At 73.9% G+C, this 22,619-nt stretch carries 13 protein-coding genes; 7 read left to right on the forward strand and 6 right to left on the reverse strand.

All coding sequences use genetic code 11. The annotated features are described in order from the left end of the window. Window positions 1-710: 710 nt before the first annotated feature. Window positions 711-1,277, reverse strand: coding sequence for a MarR family transcriptional regulator (locus ACFYZA_RS20320; protein ID WP_345261667.1), 567 nt, complete (start codon window positions 1,275-1,277; stop codon window positions 711-713). Between the two features lie 183 nt (window positions 1,278-1,460). Between ACFYZA_RS20320 and ACFYZA_RS20325 the strand changes: the two genes are divergently transcribed. Beyond that, entirely contained in the window at window positions 1,461-2,741 is a 1,281-nt protein-coding gene (locus tag ACFYZA_RS20325; protein WP_382599789.1) for an MFS transporter, read from the forward strand. A 5-nt stretch (window positions 2,742-2,746) separates the two neighbouring features. Here ACFYZA_RS20325 and ACFYZA_RS20330 read toward each other — a convergent pair whose 3' ends face one another. Together ACFYZA_RS20330 and ACFYZA_RS20335 are read right to left on the reverse strand one after the other, a co-directional pair. After that, entirely contained in the window at window positions 2,747-4,381 is a 1,635-nt protein-coding gene (locus ACFYZA_RS20330) for a SpoIIE family protein phosphatase (RefSeq protein ID WP_388491999.1), read from the reverse strand. A 137-nt stretch (window positions 4,382-4,518) separates the two neighbouring features. Further along, the gene (locus ACFYZA_RS20335; RefSeq protein WP_388492000.1) at window positions 4,519-5,889 is read right to left on the reverse strand and encodes an NAD(P)/FAD-dependent oxidoreductase; all 1,371 of its coding nucleotides are present in this window, start codon (window positions 5,887-5,889) and stop codon (window positions 4,519-4,521) included. Window positions 5,890-6,216: 327 nt separating this feature from the next. On the opposite strand from ACFYZA_RS20335, the gene ACFYZA_RS20340 reads away from it, so the two are divergent. Beyond that, complete coding sequence (locus ACFYZA_RS20340; RefSeq protein WP_388492001.1) at window positions 6,217-7,116, forward strand: TetR/AcrR family transcriptional regulator; 900 nt, start codon at window positions 6,217-6,219, stop codon at window positions 7,114-7,116. Between the two features lie 212 nt (window positions 7,117-7,328). Beyond that, a complete protein-coding gene (locus ACFYZA_RS20345; RefSeq protein ID WP_388492002.1) occupies window positions 7,329-9,368 on the forward strand; it encodes a sigma-70 family RNA polymerase sigma factor in 2,040 nt (679 codons plus the stop codon). Window positions 9,369-9,829: 461 nt separating this feature from the next. Here the strand turns inward: ACFYZA_RS20345 and ACFYZA_RS20350 are convergent, their stop codons facing one another. Both ACFYZA_RS20350 and ACFYZA_RS20355 read right to left on the reverse strand, forming a co-directional pair. After that, window positions 9,830-13,003 carry a BTAD domain-containing putative transcriptional regulator gene (locus ACFYZA_RS20350; protein WP_388492003.1) on the reverse strand — a complete coding sequence of 1,058 codons (3,174 nt, stop codon included), beginning with the start codon at window positions 13,001-13,003 and terminating at the stop codon, window positions 9,830-9,832. 68 nt (window positions 13,004-13,071) lie between these two features. Next, window positions 13,072-15,213 carry an asparagine synthase-related protein gene (locus ACFYZA_RS20355; RefSeq protein ID WP_382599759.1) on the reverse strand — a complete coding sequence of 714 codons (2,142 nt, stop codon included), beginning with the start codon at window positions 15,211-15,213 and terminating at the stop codon, window positions 13,072-13,074. 768 nt (window positions 15,214-15,981) lie between these two features. Here ACFYZA_RS20355 and ACFYZA_RS20360 point away from each other — a divergent pair. From ACFYZA_RS20360 to ACFYZA_RS20375, 4 genes are all read left to right on the forward strand, one after another. Beyond that, the gene (locus tag ACFYZA_RS20360) at window positions 15,982-17,397 is read left to right on the forward strand and encodes an MFS transporter (RefSeq protein WP_161245700.1); all 1,416 of its coding nucleotides are present in this window, start codon (window positions 15,982-15,984) and stop codon (window positions 17,395-17,397) included. Window positions 17,398-17,505: 108 nt separating this feature from the next. Then, complete coding sequence (gene lhgO, locus ACFYZA_RS20365; RefSeq protein ID WP_388492004.1) at window positions 17,506-18,711, forward strand: L-2-hydroxyglutarate oxidase; 1,206 nt, start codon at window positions 17,506-17,508, stop codon at window positions 18,709-18,711. Between the two features lie 538 nt (window positions 18,712-19,249). Beyond that, window positions 19,250-19,996: a tRNA (guanosine(46)-N7)-methyltransferase TrmB gene (trmB, locus tag ACFYZA_RS20370; RefSeq protein WP_388492270.1), complete on the forward strand. Its 747-nt coding sequence runs from the start codon at window positions 19,250-19,252 to the stop codon at window positions 19,994-19,996. A gap of 47 nt (window positions 19,997-20,043) precedes the next feature. Further along, window positions 20,044-21,516, forward strand: coding sequence for a PrsW family intramembrane metalloprotease (locus ACFYZA_RS20375; RefSeq protein WP_388492006.1), 1,473 nt, complete (start codon window positions 20,044-20,046; stop codon window positions 21,514-21,516). Here the strand turns inward: ACFYZA_RS20375 and ACFYZA_RS20380 are convergent. Beyond that, entirely contained in the window at window positions 21,508-22,452 is a 945-nt protein-coding gene (locus tag ACFYZA_RS20380; RefSeq protein WP_388492007.1) for an aldo/keto reductase, read from the reverse strand. The two genes, ACFYZA_RS20375 and ACFYZA_RS20380, sit on opposite strands and share 9 nt — an antisense overlap. Between the last annotated feature and the right edge of the window lie 167 nt (window positions 22,453-22,619).

The following is a 22,619-nucleotide window of genomic DNA, read 5'->3' on the forward strand; positions in this document are numbered from 1 at the left end:
GTTTACCCGTAATCGGGTGCACACATCACGTAAGAGCGGGACGGAACCACCGGAATAAGGCGGCCCGTCCACAGCGTCCTCGCTGTGTAATTGCCTGCCGACCACAAGGGCCGGACAGGACTTTCAAAGGAACCTCGATCCGCCGGAGCGGATACGGGGTTGTCAATCTGGCGTTGACTTTTGGCACGCTGTTGAGTTCTCAAGGAACGGACGCTTCCTTTGTACTCACCCTCTCGGGCTTTCCTCCGGGCGCTTCCCTTCGGTATTTCGTGTTCCCGACTCTATCAGACTCTTTCGTGTCCGATTTCCTCGGTGCCTTTCAGGTTCTCCCTCTCGGGTTTTCCTTTCCGGCGGCTCCGACTCTATCAGATCCTTTCGGTCCTGATTCCCGGTCTCCCGGGGCCAAGTCGGCTTGTCTTCCCGGCTGTTGGGCCGTTCGGACTCCCGAACCCTAGCGGATTTTCCCGGCAACCCGTAATCGGGGCTTCCGGTCCCAATCGAAATGAATTCGGCATGCCGAAAACAATCCCGGTCGGGAGATCGTGCTGGGTTGGGTTGCCGCAGAATCTGCGGCGGACGGTTGTCGCAGAACCGTATCGGCTCCGCACAACTCGAAGAACCTTACGGACCGAGGCGGACCGTGTCAACCCCGGCCCCGGCTCCTGTCCACTGATTTTTTGGCGCGGCCTCGATCGAGGCCGCGGTCCAGGTCAGTCGAGGTCGGTGAGGCGGCCGCCCGCGTCCGGCTGGGCGTGCTCCACCCTGCGGAGCAGGCGGATCAGCATCTCGCCGAGGACGCCGCGCTCCTGGGGGGACAGGTCCTGGAGGAGGTCCTCCTCGAAGTCGCTGGCCATGCGCATGGCCTCGAGCCACTTCGTCCGGCCCTCGTCCGTCAGCTCGACGATGACGCGCACCCGGTTGTTCTCGTCTCGGTCGCGCGTGACCAGGCCCTCGCCGGCCATGCGGTCGATGCGGTGCGTCATGGCGGCCGGGGTGAGGCCGAGGCGCTTGGCGAGCTCGCCGGGGCCCAGGCGGTAGGGCTCACCCGCGAGCAGGAGGGTCTTGAGGACCTCCCACTCGGCGTTGCTGATGCCGAGGGCGGCGACCTGTCGGCCGTACGCCACGTTCATCCGGCGGTTGAGGCGGCCCAGGGCCGACACGACCTTTTCGACCTGGGGGTCGAGGTCGCGGTACTCGCGCTGATACGCGGCGATCTGCTCGTCGAGGGTCGGCTCCTGTGGGCCGTCGGGCTCGGCGGGCTCGGGGGTCTCAGCCATGTCGCGAGTATGGCACGGGGTTCGTTGGCGTCTAAGTCCTTGAGTGTGTATTGTTAAGACTCTAATTTTAGTGTTGAAGTCTTCAGATCTGAGCCCTTCACGTTCGAGCCCTCCGGCTCACGTCCACGGGCGTCGGGTTCTCCGAGCTTCCAGACCCCCAAGGTGGTGAGTGTGACCAAGGCGATGGGTGCAGCGATGCGCCGGATCCAGGCAGGTAACGCGCTGAGCGCGTTCGGACTCGGGTTCACCGTTCCGTACCTCTATGTCTATGTGGCCCAGGTGCGAGACCTGGGTGCGACGACGGCCGGTGTCGTGCTCGCCGTCTTCGCCATGGCCGCGCTCGTGGTGCTGCCGTTCACCGGTCGCGTCATCGACCGGCGCGGTCCCCTGCCGGTCCTTGTCGGGGCCGCGCTGCTCGCTTCCGTCGGCGCGCTGAGCTTGGGCTTCGCTTCCAACGTGCCGGCGGCCGTGGCCTCCGCCGCGCTGCTCGGCGCCGGGACCGCGGTCATGCAGCCCGCGCTCGCGACGATGATCGTCTGGTGCTCGGGACCCGCTACCCGCACCCGCGCCTTCGCCATGCAGTTCTTCCTGCAGAACCTCGGGCTCGGCATCGGCGGGCTCATCGGCGGCCAGATCGTCGACAAGGACCACCCCTCCAGCTTCATCCTGCTCTTCTCCATCGAAGCGGTGATGTTCCTGGTGCTCGCCGGGATCGCCGCCTCCGTCCGCATGCCGCGTTCGGCGGTCCTCTCGGACGCGCGTCCCAAGGGTGAGCAGGGCGCCGGCGGCGGGATCCGGGCGATCCTCGGGCACCGGGCGATGGTGCAGCTGTGCGTGCTCGGCTTCGTCGTGTTCTTCGCCTGCTACGGCCAGTTCGAGTCCGGGCTCGCCGCGTACGGCACCGAGGCCGCCGGGATCCAGCCCTCGACGCTCGGGATCGCGCTGGCCGCCAACACCGCCGTCATCGTGGTCGCGCAGTTCCTGGTGCTTAAGTTCGTGGAGCGCCGGCGCCGCAGCCGCGTCATCGCGTCCGTGGGTCTCATCTGGGCCGTGGCGTGGATCGCGGCCGGTTACGCCGGGCTCGGGCACGGCAGCCAGGCCATGGCGACCGCGGCCTTCGTCTCGACGTACGCGCTGTTCGGGCTCGGCGAGGCGATGCTGTCGCCGACCGTGGCGCCGCTGGTCGCCGATCTCGCGCCGGAGTCGATGATCGGGCAGTACAACTCGGCGTTCGCGCTGGTCAAGCAGCTCGCGCTGGCCGTCGGCCCGGCGGTTGGCGGTCCGATGGGGGCCGCGTTGCACGGCCCGTACATCGTGACGTTCGTGCTGTTCTCGCTCGGGATCACCTTCCTCGCGCTGCGGCTCGGCAAGAAGCTGACCCTCGCGCAGGACCACCCGGCCGCCGCCGCCACCACGCGCGTGGTGGCGGTGCACCTGCCCGAGCAGTCGCCCGCCAACGCCTGACGGGCCTAACCCGGCAGCGCGAACTCGCACCACACCGCTTTGCCGCCGCCCGGTGTGCGGCGCGAACCCCAGGACGAGGCGATCGTCGCGACGATCGAGATGCCTCGTCCTGCTTCGTCCCCGGGGTCGGCGCGGCGGCGGCGCGGAAGGTGGTCGTCGCCGTCCGTCACCTCGATGATCAGGCGGCGGTCGGTGCGGCGGAGCCTGAGGCGCATCGGCGGGGTGCCGTGCTGGAGCGAGTTGGCCACCAGCTCGCTCGCGGCGAGCACGCCCAGGTCGCGCAGCTCCACCGGGAAGCGCCACGAGGCGAGCACGCCGGAGGCGAACGCCCGGGCGCGCGGGGCCGCTTCGATGCCGCCCAGCAGGTCGAGGGCCGCGTTGTGGAAGAGCTCGGCGGCGTGTCCCGTGCGGGCGGGGTGCTGGCAGACCAGGACCGCGACGTCGTCGTCGTGTTCGGCGGTGACGCCGAGCGAGCGCAGCAGCCGGTCGCACACCACCTGGGGGGTGCCGACCGCGCCGGACAGCGCGCGCTCAAGGGCGGCCACGCCCTCGTCGATGTCCTCCCGCCGGCGCTCGACCAGGCCGTCCGTATAGAGGACGGCGGTGGCGCCGGGCGGCAGCGCGATCGTGCCCGAGGTGTGCAGCCAGCCGCCGGTGCCGAGCGGCGGGCCCGTCGGGTCCTCCGCCCGGTGGACGGTGCCGTCCTCATGGCGCACGAGAACGGGCAGGTGGCCCGCCGACGCGTACACCAAGCGGCCCTCGTTGGGGTCGTGCACCGCGTAGACGCAAGTGGCGATCTGGCTGGCGTCGATCTCGGCGGCCAGGCCGTCCAGGAGCTGGAGCACCTCGTGCGGGGGCAGGTCGAGGCGCGCGTACGCCCGGACCGCGGTGCGGAGCTGGCCCATCACGGCGGCGGCGCGCACGCCTCGGCCCATCACGTCGCCGATGACGAGCGCGGTGCGGCCGGCGCCCAGGGTGATCACGTCGTACCAGTCGCCGCCGACCGCCGCGTCCGTACCGCCGGGCTGGTAGGTGGCGGCGACCCGCAGGTCGTCCGGCTGCTCCAGCTCCTGCGGGAGCAGGGAGCGCTGGAGGGTGACGGCGGTCTCGCGGTGGCGGCGCTCGCTGGTGCGCAGCCGCTCGGCGGCCTCGGCGTGATCGGTGACGTCGGCGGCGAAGACCAGCACACCGCCCTCGGTCCGGCCGGGGATCTCCACCGGGGTGCACGTCACCGTGTAGGAACCGCCGGCCTGGGTCTTGCGGGACTTGACCGTACGGGGCTTGCCGCTGCGCAGCACCTGGTCCATCAGCGGCAGCAGGCCGAGCTCGTCGAGCTCGGGCAGCGCCTTGGCGGCCGGGGCGCCGAGCGGGCGGGTGCCGAAGGCCGCGGCGTAGGCGTCGTTGACGTACGCGACGCGGTGCTCGGGGCCGTGCAGGAGCGCGACCAGGGCGGGGAGCTGGCCGAGGACCTCGCGCACGGAGAGGTCGTCCAGGACCGGGGGCTCGGCCGTGTCGTCCGGCCAGGGCTGCGGCTGCGGCCCGGATTCGCCGCGGGCGGCGGGCACGGAGCCCCGGTCGGTCCGTGCTGCGGCGCGGCGCTGCGTACCGGGGAGCCGGGCGCTCCAACGCGTGAAGTTCACGGTGTTCCAAGCCTCGTGTGTTGCTGCGGGTGCTGTGCTGCCGGTGCTGATGCGGTGCTGGGTCGCGGGATCACTCTGTGCAGGTGTGGGCCCACCTATGGTCACACGCCCAGTGTGACGGACCGCACTGACAACCGTCAGTCGTCGTGCGGGGCCGGGCCCTTGGCGGGCGGGCCGCCGCCTGCGGCGATCTCGAACTCGGCGCGCGGATGTTCCAGCGAGCCGAGCGAGACGATCTCCCGTTTGAAGAGCCCGGCGAGCGTCCATTCGGCGAGCACGCGGGCCTTGCGGTTGAAGGTCGGGACGCGGCTCAAGTGGTAGGCGCGGTGCATGAACCAGGCCGGGTAGCCCTTGAGTTTGCGGCCGTAGACGTGGGCGACGCCCTTGTGCAGGCCGAGGGAGGCGACCGAGCCGACGTACTTGTGCCGGTACTCCTTGAGTTCGCCGCCCCGCACCGCCGACGCGATGTTCTCGGCGAGCACCTTCGCCTGGCGCACGGCGTGCTGCGCGTTGGGCGCGCACTCCTTGCCCTTCTCGTCCGAGGTCAGGTCGGGGACGGCGGCCGCGTCGCCGGCCGCCCAGGCGTGCTCGGTGCCGGCCACCCGCAGCTCGGCGGTGCACTCGATCCGGCCGCGTTCGGTCAGGGGCAGATCGGTGGCGGCGAGGACGGGGGCGGGCTTGACGCCCGCGGTCCACACGACCGTTCTGGTGGGGAAGCGGGCGCCGTCGCTGAGGACGGCGGTCCGGTTCTCGCAGCTGTCGAGCCGGGTCTCCAGGCGTACGTCGATGTTGCGGGCGCGCAGCTCGCGGATCGCGTACCGGCCCATCTCCTCGCCGACCTCGGGCAGGATCCGGTCGCTGGCCTCGACGAGGATCCACTTCAGGTCCTCGGGGCGGATGTTGTGGTAGTACCGCGCGGTGTAGCGGGCCATGTCCTCCAGCTCGGCGAGCGCCTCGACGCCCGCGTAGCCGCCGCCGACGAAGACGAAGGTCAGGGCCGCGTCGCGGATGGCCGGGTCGCGTGTGGAGGAGGCGATGTCCATCTGCTCGATGACGTGGTTGCGGAGCCCGATGGCCTCCTCGACGGTCTTGAAGCCGATGGCGTAGTCGGCGAGGCCGGGGACCGGCAGGGTGCGCGAGATCGAACCGGGCGCGAGGACGAGTTCGTCGTACGTCAGGCGGACGGTGCCGGTGCCGTCCTCGGGCGAGGCGAGGGTGGTGACGGTGGCGGTGCGCCGCGCGTGGTCGATGCGGTCGGCCTCGCCGATGACGATCCGGCACTGGTTCAGGACCCGGCGCAGCGGCACCACGACGTGGCGCGGGGAGATGCTTCCGGCCGCCGCCTCGGGCAGGAACGGCTGGTACGTCATGTACGGGTCCGGGGCCACCACGGTGATCTCGGCCGCCCCGCTCCGCAGCTCGGCCCTGAGCCGGCGTTGCAGGCGCAGCGCCGTGTACATCCCGACGTATCCGCCGCCGACCACGAGAATGCGCACAGGTTCTGTCACCACCCCATGACGCAACGGGCCTCGGGCTTTGTCCACAGCCCCGACAAATTGTGTGACTGGAAGGCACTGCTGCGGCGGGTGGCTCATTCTTCCGGTGGCGCGGGAAGATCCGCAGGTCATGGTGTGAGTGACACGTGGTGGGGCGGGTCCGATTCGGTCAGGTTTCGGTCCTTGGTCCGATCGGGGGGCACACCGTGCGGAAGAACCTCTTCTGAATTGAGTCCGGCTCAACTATGTTCGTATCCCGTCGGGGTGTCGGATCAGGGACCGGTCCTCGGCTGTCAGGGCGGGGAGTCTCCGGGGGGAGACGTTATTACCGGGGGATAAATGCACATTCAGGACTCTCATTGGCAGACCGCCGTCGCGGCGTCCGACGGAAACGGTCGAGTGGGTACGGGTCTGAGCGGCGGCGGATCGCGTTCCGCGCCGCTGCGGGTGGATGCCCAGCGCAACCTGGAGCACGTGCTGCGCGCGGCGCGCGAGGTGTTCGGCGAGCTCGGTTACGGGGCGCCGATGGAGGACGTGGCGCGCCGGGCCAGGGTCGGTGTGGGCACGGTCTACCGGCGCTTCCCCAGCAAGGACGTGCTGGTCCGCCGGATAGCCGAGGAGGAGACCGCGCGCCTGACGGACCAGGCCCGTACGGCCCTTGGCCAGGAGGACGAGCCCTGGTCGGCGCTCTCCCGCTTCCTGCGCACCTCGGTGGCCTCGGGCGCGGGCCGGCTGCTTCCGCCGCAGGTGCTGCGGGTCGGTGTCGACGCCGAGGAGGCCGAGGGTGTGCGCCCCGAGGGTGTACGTCCGGAGGGGCCCCGGGTCGAGGTGCCCCGGGTCGACGGACTGCGAGCCGAGGGGCTTCGGGCCGAGGGGCTTCGGGCCGACGGGCTTCGGGCCGACGGCGTGCGGGACGGGCTCGACGAGGCGCGGGTGCCGCAGCAGCGCCAGGTCGGCTCGGCCGAGCAGGGTCCGGGCTGGGGCCGGGTGATCGAGCAGCGGGCGGCGCCGGAGCAGGACCTGGACGACGCGGGCGCGGCCGAGCTGCTCGACGTGGTGGGGCAGTTGGTGGACCGGGCGCGCGCGGCGGGCGAGCTGCGCGTCGATGTGACCGTGGCCGATGTGCTCCTGGTGATAGCCACGGCGGCGCCCTCGCTGCCGGATCCCACCCAGCAGGCGGCGGCCTCGGCACGGTTGCTCGACATCCTCCTGGAAGGGCTCCGCTCGCGCCCGTCCTGAATGTCAACTCCCGTACGAATAAAGCGAGTTGCGAGGCGCCACGCGGCCGCTCCCGAGCCAACGAGCCTTCCCCGAAAGAGTGACGGCTAGTGCTCGGGTGCGGTAAGTCTCCCCGGATGAGTGGTTGCCGGGTCTGACACTCGGCTCCGCTTGTGCTCTGTGGCACGCTTGCCCGGTGGTCGGGTCTGTGCGTGCTTACGGGAGCTTCCGCTATGGGTGTTGAAGAGCGGGACGAGTCACTCTCGGACGGCGGCGGTCCCGAATCGGGCGGCCCCGAGGGCGGTCGTCCACCGCGCCAGGTGCCGAGCCAGGGCGGTCCCGGGAAAGCCGTGCCGGGTGGGTCCGCGTCGGTTCCGGGGCAGGCCGTCGGCGGTTCCGGTACCGAGCACGCGGGCGCGTACGAGCACACGGTGAACGAGCTCGGCGGGACCGTACTGCCCGGCCCCTGGGGGCCGATGGACGGTATCGGCGACCCCGGCACGAGCGTGCCGTCGCAGCGCGAGGGCGGCCTGCGCGAGGGCATGACCCTGGACCTCGGCGAGGTCGGCCAGTCCGACGCCGACCTCATCCACGCGATGCGGGCCGGCGACGACAGCGCGTACGAGGAGCTGTTCCGGCGGCACTCGGAGGCCGTGCGGCGCTACGCCCGCAGCTGCTGCCGCGACGCGCACACCGCGGACGACCTGACGGCGGAGGTCTTCGCGCGCACCCTCCAGGCGGTGCGCGGCGGGGCCGGGCCCGAACAGGCCGTGCGCGCCTACCTGATGACGACCGTGCGCCGGGTCGCCGCGTCCTGGACGCGGACCGCCAAACGGGAGCAGCTGGTCGACGACTTCGCGGTCTTCGCCCAGCAGGCCGCGCGCTCGTCCGAGGTGTCCGACGACGACACCATCGATCTGGGCGCCGATGTGCGGGCCATGCACGAGGCAGAGCAGACGCTCGCCATGCAGGCGTTCCGCTCGCTGCCCGAGCGGTGGCAGGCGGTGCTGTGGCACACCACCGTCGAGGAGGAGTCGCCCAGCGAGATCGCGCCGCTGTTCGGTCTTACCGCCAACGCGACGGCGGTGCTCGCGAGCCGGGCCCGCGAAGGGCTCAAGCAGGCCTACCTCCAGGCGCACGTCTCCACCGCGCTGACCTCCGGCGGGGACTGCGCGCGCCATGCCGACCGGCTCGGCGCGTATGCGCGCGGCGGCCTTCGGATGCGGGCCGAACGCGGGCTCAGCAAGCATCTGGAGGAGTGCGCGAAGTGCCGGGTCGCGGTCGTCGAGCTCAAGGACGTCAACGCCGGGATTCCCGCGCTGCTTCCGGTCGCGGTCATCGGCTGGTTCGCCGCCGGGTTCTCGCTCAAGGCGGCCGGGGTCGTCGCGGGCGGCGCGGCCGGGGCCGCGGGCGCCGGTGCGGCGGCCGCGGCGACGGGCGGCAGCTCGTCGGGCGGCGCGGCGGGGGGTGCGGTGGCCTCGGAGGGGCTCGGCGCCCCGGCCAAGGCCGGTATCGCGGCGGCGGTGGCCGTCGCGGTGGCGGCGGGGGTCGTGTTCGCGCTGACCGGCAACGACTCGGCGCCGCCGAAGCCGGATGCGAAGCCGCCCGCGGTGGCGCCGCCCGTCGTTCCGCGGAAGCCGCCGCCGAGCCCCGAGCCGCCTGCGGCTCCGGCGCCCGCGCCGCCCGCGCCCTCGCCGCCGCCGCCTCCGCCGAAGAAGCCGGCCGCCCGTCCGGCCCCGCCGAAGCCGACGCGGCCCGCGCCCGTGCCGCCGCGTCCGGTGCCGCCGAAGCCGACGCCGCCCAGGCCGACGCCTCCCCCGCCCCCGCCGCCGCCCGCCCCGGCGGTGTTCCAGGTGAGCCGCCTGGATTACGGCATCCTCGGCGACGGCACCAAGCCCGAGGTGCGGCTCGGCGGCTCCAGTTGGCTGTGGCAGCGCTCGGGCATGAGCGTGGGCGAGCACCGCTATGCGCACGGGGTGACCGTGCACGGCCGGTCCTCGGTCACCATCGACCTCAACCGCCAGTGCCGTACGTACGACGCGTACGCGGGGGTGGACGATCTCACGATGGGGCTCGGGGCGGTGCGGTTCTCCCTGTACGGGGACGGGGCCAGGCTGTGGCGGTCGCCGGTTCTGCGCGGCGGCGACCCCGCGGTGCCGGTGCACGCCGACATCTCCGGCCGTCGGACGATCCGGCTCGTCGTCGAGCCGGCCGGTCCGTTCGGCGGGGTTGCCCTCGCGGACTGGGCCCAGTCGCAGATCAGCTGCCGCTAAGGCGCGGCGCGGCTTTCCGGGGTGCCTTGGCTTGGCCCCGGGGCTGCCTTGGCTTGGCCCCGGGGGTGCCTTGGCTTGGCCCCGGGGGTGCCTTGGCTCGGCTCCGGCCGGGGGTTGCGCTCCCGCGCGTGGTTTGTCGACTGCGGCTCGGCGGGGGCCGTTCGCGCAGTTCCCCGCGCCCCTGTAGGTGACCCGGCGCCCAACCCGTCGCGCCCCGCATCCGGCACCCCCAGCCCCGCAAGGGGCGCGGGGAACTGCGCGACCAGCCACGCACGGTCCGCAGGTGGACCCCCTCCAGAGCAGCCACGCTCCCGCGCGTGGTTTGTCGACTGCGGCTCGGCGGGGGCCGTTCGCGCAGTTCCCCGCACCCCTGTTGGTGACCCAGCGCCGAACCGGTCGCACCCGCGCGGCGGAGCCGGGCAGAAGACACAGCGCCGCACCCACCGGCGGAGCCGCATCGCTCAGGGGAGGTTCAGTGTGTCCAGGGTTGTGAGGATTTCCGTGGGGGACAGGGGTGGGGCGGTCTTGGCGGTTTTGTAGCGGGTGGGGGGCAGGGCGCGGCGGGCTCGGGTGGTGATGGAGGCTTCGATGGCGCGTTCCGGGACCGTGCGCGGGATCGGGCCGCGCCAGGTGGAGGCGGACGCGAGGACGCGTACCGCGCTCTCGTGGTGGTCGAGGTCGCCGAGCAACTGGGCGGCGCGCTCGGCGAGATGGGCCAGGACCAGCTCGGTGCAGGCGGAGCCGGTCGCCGTGCGCAGCGCTTCCGTCATGCCGCGCAGGCCCGCCAGGGGGCCCGAGTCGGCGGCGGTGATGCGGGCGCCCAGGCCGTCGAGCAGGGCGGCGAAGTGCGGGGGTGGCGGTCCGACCTCCGCGAACTCGCGGGCCCGAGCGTGCAGGGCGCGGGCGGCGGCGGTGTCGCCCCGGTCGAGGGCGACGGTGGCGAGCAGCGAGTGGACGTAGGGCAGCGCGTCGGCCACCCGGTAGCGGTCCGCCTCGGCCGCGGCTTCCAGGAGGAGTTTCTCGGCGGCGTCCAAGTCGCCTTCGCGGTAGGCGAGTTCACCCACACGGGCGGTGAGGAACGGCGCCTCCTGGTGGGCGCCCACCTCGCGGGCCAGCTGTAGCGCCTCCTCGTAGGCGGCGCGGGCCGGCTCCACGAGGCCGCGCATCATCGCGGCCTCGGCAGCGGCGCCGGCCACCTGCGCGCGCATCCAGCGGTCGCCCACCCGGCGGCCGAGCTCCCGCAGTTCGGCGAGGTCGTCGTCGATGCCCTCCATGCCGCCGGGCATGTCCATGCTCATGTGGGTGCGGAACATCAGGGACACCCCGACCGACCAGTCCTCGCCGTGGCGGCGGCAGTTGGCGACGACGGCGTCGATCGAGGAGCGGACCGTGAGCGGGCTGTCGGTGCAGAACGTCGTGAACGGCCAGAGCAGGCCGGGGAAGCGGGCCGCCTGGGGGCCGCCCGCCTCGAAGGCGCCGCGGATCCCGGCGATGCGGTCCTGCACCCCGGGGTCGGCGAATCCGTCGCGGGGGTCGGCGTCGGAGAGCAGGAAGAAGCGCAGCAGGTCCAGGTGGAGCCGCGGCCAGTAGCGCGGGTCCGGCTCGTCGGCGGGCGGCGGCGAGAGCGCCGCGATGGCCCGGGCCCAGGCGGCGCCCTCGTTGCGGTAGTTGCGCAGCCACCAGAACCAGCCCATGTCCAGGGCGAGTTCGGTGGCGGCCGCCTCGTCGGCGGTGGGCGGGGTCGTGGCGCGGCGCAGCGCGGCCCGTACGTTGTCGAGCTCGGTCTCCAGGCGGTCGATCCAGGGGAGCTGCTCGTGCGAGCGGACGAGGGGTTCGGCGCGGCGGACCAGCTCGCGGTAGTACGCGGTGTGGGCGGCGGCCGCCTCGCGCAGCGCCTTGGGGGTCTCGGCGGCCCGCTCGGCCGCGTACTCGTGGATCGTCTCCAGCATGCGGTAGCGCATCCCGGACCCGTCGGCCGCGGGGACCGCGACGACCAGGGACTTCTCGACGAGCGCGGCGAGCTCGTCGGGGCCGCCGCACACCGCCTGGGCGGCGTCGAGGTCCCAGCCGCCGGCGAAGACGGAGGCACGGCGCAGCACGGTGCGCTCGGGCTCGTCGAGCAGGTCCCAGGACCAGTCGACGACGGCCCGCAGGGTCTGCTGCCTCGGCAGGACGGTGCGGCTGCCGGTGGTGAGCAGGCGGAAGCGGTCGTCGAGGCGGTCGGCGATCTGGCGCGGGGTGAGCAACCGCAGCCGGGCGGCGGCCAGTTCGATGGCGAGCGGCAGGCCGTCGAGGCGACGGCAGATCTCGGCGACGGCCTCCGGGTCGGCGGCCGGGTCGAAGTCGGGGCGTACGGTGCGGGCGCGCTCGGCGAACAGCCGGTGGGCCGGGGCGGGCGCGAGCGGCTCGACCGGGCGGACGGCCTCGCCGGGCACGCCGAGGGGTTCGCGGCTGGTGGCGAGGATGCGGAGCCGGGGGCAGCGGGTGAGGAGCGTCTCGGCGAGGCGGGCCGCGGCGTCGATGACGTGCTCGCAGTTGTCGAGGACGAGCAGCGTGTCGGGGCGGCGGGACAGGTCGTCGACGAGGCGCGCGGTGGGGTCGTCGTGGGCGGCCTTGGCGCCCTGCGCGAGCAGCGTCGTCTCGCGCAGGCCGAGCGCGGAGACCACGGCGCCGGGCACGGCGTCGGGCTCGTCGAGCGGGGCGAGTTCGACGAGCCAGCCCTCGGCGGGCGCCGCCGCTGCGGCCTGTTCGGCGAGGCGGGTCTTGCCGGTGCCGCCGGGGCCGATGAGCGTGACGAGCCGGGATGCCGTCAAGTCGGCCTGGATGACGGCCAGTTCGGACTCGCGGCCGACGAAGGACGTCAGGCGGGGGCGGAGGTTGCCGGCCCGGGGCCGAGCGGCGGCGGCCTCGGGGGCGGGTGCGGCGGCCAGCAACTGGGCGTGCAGGGCGGCCAGTTCGGGCCCGGGGTCGGCGCCGAGGGCATCGGCCAGGGTGCGGCGGGCCTTCTCGTACGCGGCGAGCGCGTCGGCCCCGCGGCCTTCGGCACGCAGCGTACGGATGAGCTGGGCGTGCAGCGGCTCGTCGTACGGGTGGGCGCCGAGCAGTTCCGTCAGCTCGGGCAGCAGCCCGCTCGTCGCGCCGCGCCGCAGGTCCGCCTCGATGCGGTGGCGCCGGGCGGCCAGGCGCTGGGCTTCGGGGCGAAGGGCAGCGTCACGTTCGGGCAGGTCCGCGAGGGCGGGGCCGCGCCACAGGGCGAGGGCGGCGCGCAGGATGTCGGCGGCGGCCTCGGGGTCGCCTGCGGCGAGCCGGGCCGCGCCCTCGGCCGCGCGGTCCTCGAACGCGTACAGGTCGACGTCGTGGCGCGCGGCGGCCAGGCGGTAGCCGGCGGGGCCCGACTCGACGGCCGCCCTGCCGATCGCCCGGCGCAGCCGGCCCACCAGGGCCTGGAGGGCGGCGGGGGCGTCCTGGGGTGGTTCGTCCGCCCATACGTCGTCGATGAGCGCGGCCACGGAGACGGGGCGGGGGGCGCGCAGCGCGAGCGCGGTCAGGAGCGCGCGCACCTTGGGGCCGCCCAGGGGTATGGCGGTGCCGTGGTCGTCGTGCGCCTCCGTGGCGCCCAGGATCAGGTACCGCACCGGTTCATTGTGACGGGCTTTCGCCGGGCGGGGGCAACCGTTTTCCTCCCGGGGCGCCGAAGCGGGCCTCAGGACCGCAGGGTGGGCCGCCGCGGCGGCACGACTCCGCCCGCCACCGCGCGCTGCCGCGGCGCGGCGGTGCCGGTCCAGCAGGTGCCCCGGCGGGCCAGCAGGCGGCGCAGCCACAGTTCGGTGGAGATCAGATCGGCAAGGCCGTCCAGAGGGAGCGGCTCGCCCGCGGCGGCCGCGCGGACCGCCTTGCGGACCGTACGGGCCTCGATCAGGCCCGCGTCCGCGAGCAGCGGCGCCTCGAACAGGGAGATCAGCGGGTCCGCCGACTGGCGCAGGCCCGCCCGGGCGGCGGCCGCCGAAGGGGCGTGCGAGGGCGCGCCCCAGCCGGGCGGCAGATCGCGCACCCCGGACGCCGAGAGCACCGTCCGCAGGATCGAGGCGCGGGCGCCGGGCTGGACCCGCAGCGATTCGGGCAGGGCGCGGCAGGCCCGGACGACCTGGTTGTCGAGGAAGGGGGCGTGCAGGCGCTGGCTGCGCACCTCCGCGGCCTGTTCCAGGATCCGGTGGTCGGCCGCGTACCGGGCGAGGGCCGCCGAAGCGCGGGCCTCGCCGGGGCGCAGGGAAGGGGCCGGGCGGGTCGCCGAGGCCATCAGGCGGACCGATACTTCGGCCAGCGCCTCCCCCGTCAGCCAGCGGGCCGCCGGTCCCGGACGGGTCCAGGACAGGGCGGCGAGCGAGATCGACAGCGGGCTCGCGCCGTCGTCGAAGCTGGGCTCGCGCAGGGCGTCCGCCGCCGACTCGATGCCGGTGCGGTACGGGGTGCGGGCCAGGCGGCGGGCCGCGCGGTAGACGGTGAGGGGCACGAACAGGGAGTTGGCCGAGGGGCCGCCGGCCTTGGCGAGCGCGGTGGCCGGCCGGAGCAGATGGCGGCGCTGACGGTCCATCAGAAGATCGGCCAGGCGCGCCGGATGGGCGTCCAGGACCTGCCGGGCGCCGCTTCCGGTGAAGTGGTCGGCGCTGCCCGACAGGAGGCGGCGGCGGTGGCGGGGGGCCGCGATCAGGGAGGGGCCGGGCTCGTCGGTGAGCGGGCCTTCGAGGTCGGCGTACGGCAGGGACTCCTCGTCGCCGGTCACCACCACGTGGTGCAGCCGGGGGTTGGCGGCCATCGCGCCGGCCCGCTCCAGCTCCGCCTGCCGGCCCGCGCCCTGTGCGGTGAGGTCGTTGAAGGTGACGGCGAGCAGCCGCTCGCCCGCGCCGGTGCCGTGGCCGAGTACGGTGCCGGGCACGCCGGGCAGTCCGGCCGCGAGCAGGGCGAGGGTCGCGGAGGCGGGCCCTCCGGAGAGGTCGGCCCCTATCCCGGGGGCCGGGCCCCCACGGGCGGCGCGCCGCTCGGCGGGGCCCATGCCGGGGACCGGGCCGGGGTCGGGCGGCAGGGTCTCGGGGGCGTGCCGGGGCGCGGTGAGTCTGGCCCGCACCGCGGATACCAGGGCGTCGCGCACCCCCTCCACCGCTGCCGCGGGCGGCAGTTGGGGCGCGGCGACCGCGAGGGACGCGACCGGTTCGTACCCGGTGATCTCGCGCGAGCCCTCCCGCAGGACCAGTGCGTGGCCGGGCGGGATGCGGCGCACGCCCGCGTACGGCGTGGAGTCGCCGAGCGCCTCGGGCACGTCGGGGCAGGCGAGCAGCGCGGCGAGGTGGCCGATGTCGAGCTGGGCCTCGATGAGGTCGGCGAGCGGAAGTGCCGCCGTGCCGTAGGCGGTTCCGCCCGCCCAGGGGGTGTAGAAGACGGGCCGCGCGCCGGCCAGGTCGCCAACGACCGTGACGCGTCGGGCCACTTGGGCGACCGCCGTGTAGCTGCCGGCCCAGGCGGAGAGGTGGCGCAGCGCTCCCCCGCGCGCGGCGAACAGGCCGACGCGCAGCTCCTCGTCGCTGGCGGCGCAGCAGCCCAGGACGGCGAGCCGGGTGTCGGCGCCGACGCTGACGATGCGGATCTCGTCGGGCCGCCAGTCCCCCACCGCCCACAGCGGATCCGGGTCGCCCCACAGGAGTTGGGCCCCGACGGGGTGGACGGTGCGGCCCTCGTCGGGCTCACCCACGGCACCTGCCGTGCCGTATCCGCCCGCCCCGTATGCGCCCGTACCGTAGGTGCCCGCGCGGAAGCTTGCGGCGACGCTGCTCCACCCCACCAACCATCGCATCGCGCCTCCACAGGCTGTGGACAACTCGTGGACAACCCCGGACCGGCCCCTCGGCGGGACGCCCTGCCAGGAGGTCCGTACGGGCCGAAGGAGGCCGGGCCCCCATGCTGCCACGACAACGGCGCCCCGGAGGGGCTACGGGTAGCGGGCGCAAAAAGTGAATTCGCCCCGGCGGGTGGCCGATTGGCGCCGTTCTCGGGACGTACGGGACGGGTCACCGGTGATCGACCAGGCGCTCCAAGGGCGCGCTACGAGGGGCGATATTCGGCCATTCTCCGACTGCCGAGCAACGGCCACACGCGTCTCCGGAGGCCCTCAACACACAGTCCGGGAGGCGCTGTTCGCCTCCCGGACCGGTCCGCCGCCCGCGGGGATTGAGGCGGCGGTGTCCCCCAGCCCACTGGATCCATGCAGCGGGCCGACCCACGCACCACACATGGAAGCGCCCCCCTGGAGGACCGGCGAGAGCGCACGGCCGGGCGCACGGCCACACGGCGGGAGCGCGGCGGCGGCCGGTCCCGCCGCACCCCGGCGCAACGGGCTCCGGGGCCGGGCCGCGCCCATGCGTGTCGGCAACCGGCCGTACGGAAAACAATCTCGCCATACGGAAGACCGCCTCTTAACGGTCGGGATGCGGCGAACTACGCTGTGTTTACTGCTGTTCCTCACGGGTGGCATATTCCCGAGGGCTCGGCCACATGCTTTTGCGGCCGACGATCCGGACACCACACCGCCCGGGGGAACGCCGTCTGTGTCGAGGGGTGGCGCATGTCCAGGGAGCAACGCGGGCCGAACGAGAAGCTCGGCACCGTTCTCGCCCTCGCGGGAATCAGCAATGCCGGCCTGGCGCGACGGGTCAACGACCTCGGCGCGCAACGGGGCCTGACCCTTCGTTACGACAAGACCTCCGTGGCCCGGTGGGTCTCCAAGGGCATGGTGCCGCAGGGCGCCGCGCCCCATCTCATAGCGGCGGCCATCGGCGCCAAGCTGGGCCGGCCCGTCCCGCTGCACGAAATCGGCCTCGCCGACGCCGATCCGGCCCCCGAGGTCGGGCTCGCCTTCCCGCGTGACGTGTCGGAGGCGGTCCGCTCGGCGACCGATCTGTACCGGCTGGATCTGGCCGGGCGGCGGGCCGGCGGCGGCATCTGGCAGTCCCTCGCGGGCTCCTTCGCGGTCAGCGCGTACGCGACGCCCGCCTCCCGCTGGCTCATAACGCCCGCCGACTCCTCGGTGGCCCGCAGCATCGACCTGACCGACCTGCCACCGCTGAAGGTCGGCCACAGCGATGTGGCCAAACTGCGCGAGGCGGCCGAGGACGCCCGCCGCTGGGACTCCAAGTACGGCGGCGGCGACTGGCGTTCGTCCATGGTTCCCGAGTGCTTACGCGTCGACGCGGCCCCGCTGCTGCTCGGCTCGTACAGCGACGAGGTGGGGCGCGCCCTGTTCGGCGCGACCGCCGAGCTGACCCGGCTGGCCGGGTGGATGGCCTTCGACACCGGCCAGCAGGAAGCGGCCCAGCGCTACTACATCCAGGCCCTGCGGCTCGCGCGCGCCGCGGCCGACGTGCCGCTCGGCGGCTATGTGCTCGCCTCGATGTCGCTCCAGGCCACCTACCGCGGCTTCGCCGACGAGGGCGTCGACCTCGCGCAGGCCGCCGTCGAGCGCAACCGCGGCCTCGCCACCGCCCGCACCATGTCCTTCTTCCGCCTCGTCGAGGCCCGCGCCCACGCCAAGGCCGGCGACGGGCACCCGGCCGAGGCCGCCCTCAAGGCCGCCGAGGCGTGGCTCGAGCGCTCGCGCGACGGCGACTGCGATCCCTCCTGGCTCGGCTTCTACTCCTACGACCGCTTCGCCGCGGACGCCGCCGAGTGCTACCGCGACCTGAAGGCGCCCCGGCAGGTGCGCCGCTTCACCGAGCAAGCCCTCTCGCGGCCCACCGAGGAGTTCGTCCGCTCGCACGGGCTCCGCCTGGTGGTGAGCGCGGTCGCCGAGCTGGAGTCGGGGAACCTGGACGCGGCCTGCGCGGCCGGCACCCGGGCCGTCGAGGTCGCGGGCCGGATCTCCTCGGCCCGCACGACCGAGTACGTACGCGATCTGCTGCACCGCCTGGAGCCGTACGGGGACGAGCCACGCGTCGCCGAGCTGCGCGAACGGGCCAGGCCGCTGCTCGTGACCCCGGCCTGAGGCCCTCCAGCGGACGTTTACCGGCGTTGTCAGTGGGCCAAGGCAGTATGTGGTGAGGGGGTCGGGGCCGTCCCCGGGAAAGACACGACCGGGGTGGGAGGTGCTTGAGTGACGACGACGTACGACTGCGACGTGCTGGTGGTCGGCGGCGGGATCGTGGGTCTGTCGACGGCGTACGCCCTCACACAGGCCTCGCCCGGGACCCGCGTGGTGGTCCTGGAAAAGGAGCGCGGCCCGGCCCGGCACCAGACGGGGCGCAACAGCGGGGTCATCCACAGCGGCATCTACTACAAGCCAGGCTCGCTCAAGGCGCGCTTCGCGGTGCGCGGGGCGGCCGAGATGGTCGAGTTCTGCGCGCGGCACGGCATCGCCCACGAGGTCACCGGCAAGCTGATCGTGGCCACCGAGCGCGCCGAGCTGCCGCGGCTGCACGCCCTGGTCCAGCGCGGCCGTGAGAACGGCATCCCGGTGCGCGAGCTGGGCCCCGCCCAGATAGCCGCGTACGAGCCGGAGGTGCGCGGGCTCGCCGCGATCCACGTCTCCACCACGGGGGTGTGCGACTACGGGGCGGTGGCGGCCCGGCTCGCCGAGCTGTCCGGCGCCGATGTGCGCTACGGCTCGGAGGTGGTCCGCATCGACCGGCGCCCCGAGCTCGGCGTCGCCGTACGCACCGCCGACGGCACGGTGCTGCGCGCCCGGGCGCTGGTCAACTGCGCGGGTCTGCACTGCGACCGGGTGGCGCGGCTCGCGGGTGACGACCCGGGGATGCGGATCGTGCCGTTCCGCGGCGAGTACTACGAGCTGGCCCGGCCCGGCCTCGTCAAGGGCCTGGTCTACCCGGTGCCCGACCCCGCCTTCCCCTTCCTCGGCGTCCATCTGACCCGGGGCGTCGACGGCTCGGTCCACGTCGGCCCCAACGCGGTGCCGGCCGCCGCGCGCGAGGGCTACGACTGGCGCACGGTGCGCCCGGCCGAACTGGCCGGCACCCTCGGCTGGCCCGGCACCTGGCGGATAGCCCGCAGACACTGGCGGTACGGGGCCGGTGAACTGCACCGCTCCTGGTCGAAGCACGCCTTCACGGAGGCGGTGCGCCGGCTGCTCCCCGCGGTCACCGAGGCGGGCCTGCGCGCCGCGCCCGCGGGGGTCCGGGCCCAGGCGGTCCTGCGGGACGGCACGCTGGTGGACGACTTCCTGATCCGGGAGGCGCCGCGCACGATCCACGTCCTCAACGCGCCGAGCCCCGCGGCGACGGCGTCCCTCCCCATCGGCCGAGAAGTAGCCTCCCGAGTCCTACAGACCCTCCCCCACCCCTAACCCCCTCCGGGCGCGGCCCCTCAGCGGGCTGGGCCGGGCACCTGTGTGCGCAGTTCCCCGCGCCCCTTGAAACCCCCTCTCGCGCGCGGGCCGTGCGTGGCTGGTCGCGCAGTTCCCCGCGCCCCTAAAAACGTCCCCACCTGCGGACCGTGCCCGCTACTCGCGCAGTTCCTCGCGCCCCTGAGGGGGCCTGTCCTGGCCGGGGTGTCAGGGGGCCCGGCCCCTTCGGGCGCCGCCGGGCCTCGGCATCCCCAGGGGCGCGGGGAACTGCGCGAACGGCCCCCACGGCCTGCGGGCAAAGTCGGGGTTCGAGGGGCGCGGGGAACTGCGCGAGAAGCGAGCACGGCCCGAGGCCGACGTCGGGCCCAGGGGCGCGGGGAACTGCGCGAACGGCCCGGCACGGTTTCGCCGGTGGGCGGATGGCGACCCCGAGGGTGGCCGGGGCCGGGCCCCGGAGGCGGCCGCACCGTAGAATCGGCGCATTGTGTCTGAGCAGCCCCGCACCCCAGAGCCCCCCGCCCAGGCGACCGAGAAGGTCCTGCCGAGGGACAAGGCGCCCCGATTCCCGGGCGGCCCGGCCGCCGACCCGGCCGGCTCGCACCACGAACGCCGCATCCGCAGCTTCCAGCCCCGCCGAAGCCGCGTCACCACCGGCCAGGGCGAGTACCTGGAACGCCTGTGGCCGGTGTGGGGCTTCGACATCGACGGGCTGCACAAGATCGACCCGGCCGAGATGTTCGACGGCCTCCCCGTCGTTCTGGAGATCGGCTTCGGCATGGGCGAGGCCACCGCGCAGATGGCCGCGGACGACCCCCGCACCGGCATCCTCGCCGTCGACGTCCACACCCCCGGCCAGGGCAACCTCCTCGGCCTCGCCGAACGCGGCGGCCTCAGCAACATCCGCGTGGCCAACGGCGACGCCATCATCCTGCTGCGCGAAATGCTGGAGCCGGACGCCCTCGACGGGCTCCGCGTGTACTTCCCGGACCCGTGGCCCAAGAAGCGGCACCACAAACGGCGCCTGATCCAGCCCGAGTTCCTCTCGCTGGCCGCGACCCGGCTGAAGCCCGGCGCCGTACTGCACTGCGCGACGGACTGGGAGGACTACGCCGAGCAGATGCTGGAAGTCCTCGAAGCGCACCCCGACTTCGAGAACACCGTGGCCGGCGGCGGCTACGCACCCCGGCCCGCGTTCCGGCCGCTGACCCGGTTCGAGGGCCAGGGCCTCGACAAGGGCCACGTGGTGCACGACCTCTTGTTCCGCCGCGTCGCGCACAGCGGGTAGTGCAGGCACCGTCGCGCATTGTCAGTGACCCTCGTTAGGGTCGTCTGGTGTCCTTCGAGTCGCTTCCGCATCGCCCGCCTCCCGGGCAGGCGCCCCAGCAGGCCGGGCCCGGCCATCCGGCCCAGCCCGTTCCGGCGTGCGCGGAGGAGCCCCGCTTCGACGGGGTCCCGCCGGACCGCGCGAAGTGGCGCTACCGTCCGCGCCGCGACTTCTGGCGCTCCAAGGCGGTCCGGGCGGGCGCGCTGATCACCCTGCTCGCCCTGTGCGGGCTCGTCATCCTCGCGCTCGTACGGGACCAGACCGGCACCGAGGGCTTCCTGGTCGGGCTCGGGCTCGCGGTGCTTCCGGTGCCGCTGCTCGGCGCCGCGTTCCGCTGGCTGGACCGGGTCGACCCGGGGCCGTGGCGCAACCTCCTCTTCGCCCTGGCGTGGGGCGCGTGCGCCGCCGCGCTGGTGGCGATCATCGCCAACTCGTTCGCGACCCGGTGGATAGCGACGGCCACCGCCGACCCGTCATCGGCCGACCATCTGGGCGCCAGCGTCATAGCCCCGATAGTCGAGGAGAGCGCGAAGGCGGCGGCCGTGCTGCTGCTCTTCCTGTTCAGGAGACGCGACTTCAAGGGGATCGTCGACGGCGTCGTCTTCGCCGGCTTCACCGCGACCGGCTTCGCCTTCACCGAGAACATCCTCTACCTGGGCAACGCCTTCGGCGAGGACCAGGCGAGCCACAGCGGGGGCCTCGCATCGACGACGGCGGCGACCTTCTTCGTACGGGTCGTCATGTCACCCTTCGCCCACCCCCTGTTCACCGTGATGACCGGCATCGGCTTCGGCGCGGCCGCGCTCGCGCCGCCCGGCAAGCGCCTGCGGCGGGTCGCCTTCCCGCTGCTCGGCCTGGTGTGCGCGATGGGCATGCACGCCCTGTGGAACAGCTCGACGCTGTTCGGGGTGTACGGCTTCTACATCGTGTACGGGGCCTTCATGGTGCCGGTGTTCGGGCTGCTGACCTGGCTCGCGGTCTGGAGCCGGCAGCGCGAGCTGCGTACCGTCGCCGCCGAGCTGCCCGCGTACGCCGCGGCCGGCTGGCTGGGTCCGGCCGAGCCGCTCGCGCTGTCCTCGATGCGGGCCCGCGCCACGGCCCGCGACTTCGCGCACCACCGCTTCGGCGGGAAGCCGGCGGCGCGGGCGGTCGCCGAGTACGAGGCGTTCGCGACCGCGCTCGCCTTCCTGCGCCACCGCGCGTACCGCAGCGCGGGCGCGACCGGGCCCGGGCCCGACTTCGCCGCCCGCGAGCAGGAGTTGCTCCACCACCTGTGGGAGCGCAAGCCGGTCGCGGGCCCGGCGCTGCTGTACGCGGCCGGGGCCACCGGCCGCATCTGGGTCCCGCCGCAGCCGGGCCCCCCGCACCCCTACACCCAGCACGCGCAGTACGCCCCGTACGCGCCGCATCCGCAGTACGCCCTGTACGGGCAGCCGGGCCCAGCCACGGGCCCGGGCCCGTACAACCCGTACCTACGCTGAGGCGGCCGTCAGCTCGGAGAGCTGGGCGTCGGTGAGTTCCAGGTCGGCGACCGCGAGCAGCGCCGGGAGTTGCTCGACGGTACGGGCCGAGGCGATGGGGGCGGCGACGGTCGGGCGGGCCGCCAGCCAGGCCAGGGCAACCGTGGCGATCTCGGCGTCGCGCTCCTGGGCGATGCGGTCGAGCGCGGCGAGCACCTTGCGGCCCCGCTCGGTGTCCAGGTGCTTGCCCGCGCCCTCGGCCCGCGCGCTGTCCACGGTCTGGCCCGGGCGGTACTTGCCGGTGAGGAAGCCCGAGGCGAGCGCGAAGTAGGGCACCGCGGCGAGCCCGGCGTGCGAGGCGGTGTCCTGGAGGGGGCCCTCGTAGGTGTCGCGGGAGACCAGGTTGTAGTGCGGCTGGAGCACCGAGTACTTGGCGAGGCCCTCGCGGTCCGCGAAGTCCAGGGACTCCTGGAGCCGGGCGGGGGTGATGTTGGAGGCGCCGAGCGCGCGGACCTTGCCGTCGCGCACGAGCTGGTCGAGGGCGGTGACGATCTCCTCGACGGGGACGGAGGTGTCGTCGAAGTGCGTGTAGTACAGGTCGATGTAGTCGGTGCCGAGGCGGCGCAGGGACTCCTCGGCGGCGGCCTTGATGGTGCCCGCCGCGAGGCCCTCGTACTGGGGGTGCGAGCCGACCTTGGTGGCGACGACGACCTCGTCCCGGTTGTCGCGGGCGGTCAGCCACTTGCCGATGATCGTCTCGGACTCGCCGCCGGAGTTGCCCGGGGCCCACTTCGAGTAGGCGTCGGCGGTGTCGACGAAGTTGCCGCCACCGGCGAGGTAGGCGTCGAGGACGGCGAACGACTGGTCCTGGTCGGCCGTCCAGCCGAAGACGTTGGCGCCGAGGGCGAGGGGGAAGACGGAGAGGTCGGAGCGACCGAGCACGCGCAAGGAGGTCATGGCCCCCTAACCCCCGACGCGCCCCCGCCTATTCCGACCCCGGGGCTCCGCCCCGGACCCCGTTCGCGCCTGAACGGCGCTCGTCCTCGATCGCCAGGGGCGCGGGGAACTGCGCGAGCCACGCACGGTCCCCAGCCGGCGAACTCTCCCCCGGAGGGTTTCGGGAA

It is taken from the genome of Streptomyces sp. NPDC001828, from assembly GCF_042892175.1.
Taxonomy (GTDB): domain Bacteria; phylum Actinomycetota; class Actinomycetes; order Streptomycetales; family Streptomycetaceae; genus Streptomyces.

What these genes read in the sequence shown, in the direction of transcription:
- ACFYZA_RS20320 (WP_345261667.1), bottom strand. Translation starts at nt 1,277, where the DNA reads ATGGCTGAGACCCCCGAGCCCGCCGAGCCCGACGGCCCACAGGAGCCG.
- ACFYZA_RS20325 (WP_382599789.1), top strand. Translation starts at nt 1,461, where the DNA reads ATGGGTGCAGCGATGCGCCGGATCCAGGCAGGTAACGCGCTGAGCGCG.
- ACFYZA_RS20340 (WP_388492001.1), top strand. Translation starts at nt 6,217, where the DNA reads ATGCACATTCAGGACTCTCATTGGCAGACCGCCGTCGCGGCGTCCGAC.
- ACFYZA_RS20345 (WP_388492002.1), top strand. Translation starts at nt 7,329, where the DNA reads ATGGGTGTTGAAGAGCGGGACGAGTCACTCTCGGACGGCGGCGGTCCC.
- ACFYZA_RS20355 (WP_382599759.1), bottom strand. Translation starts at nt 15,213, where the DNA reads ATGCGATGGTTGGTGGGGTGGAGCAGCGTCGCCGCAAGCTTCCGCGCG.
- ACFYZA_RS20360 (WP_161245700.1), top strand. Translation starts at nt 15,982, where the DNA reads ATGTCCAGGGAGCAACGCGGGCCGAACGAGAAGCTCGGCACCGTTCTC.
- ACFYZA_RS20380 (WP_388492007.1), bottom strand. Translation starts at nt 22,452, where the DNA reads ATGACCTCCTTGCGCGTGCTCGGTCGCTCCGACCTCTCCGTCTTCCCC.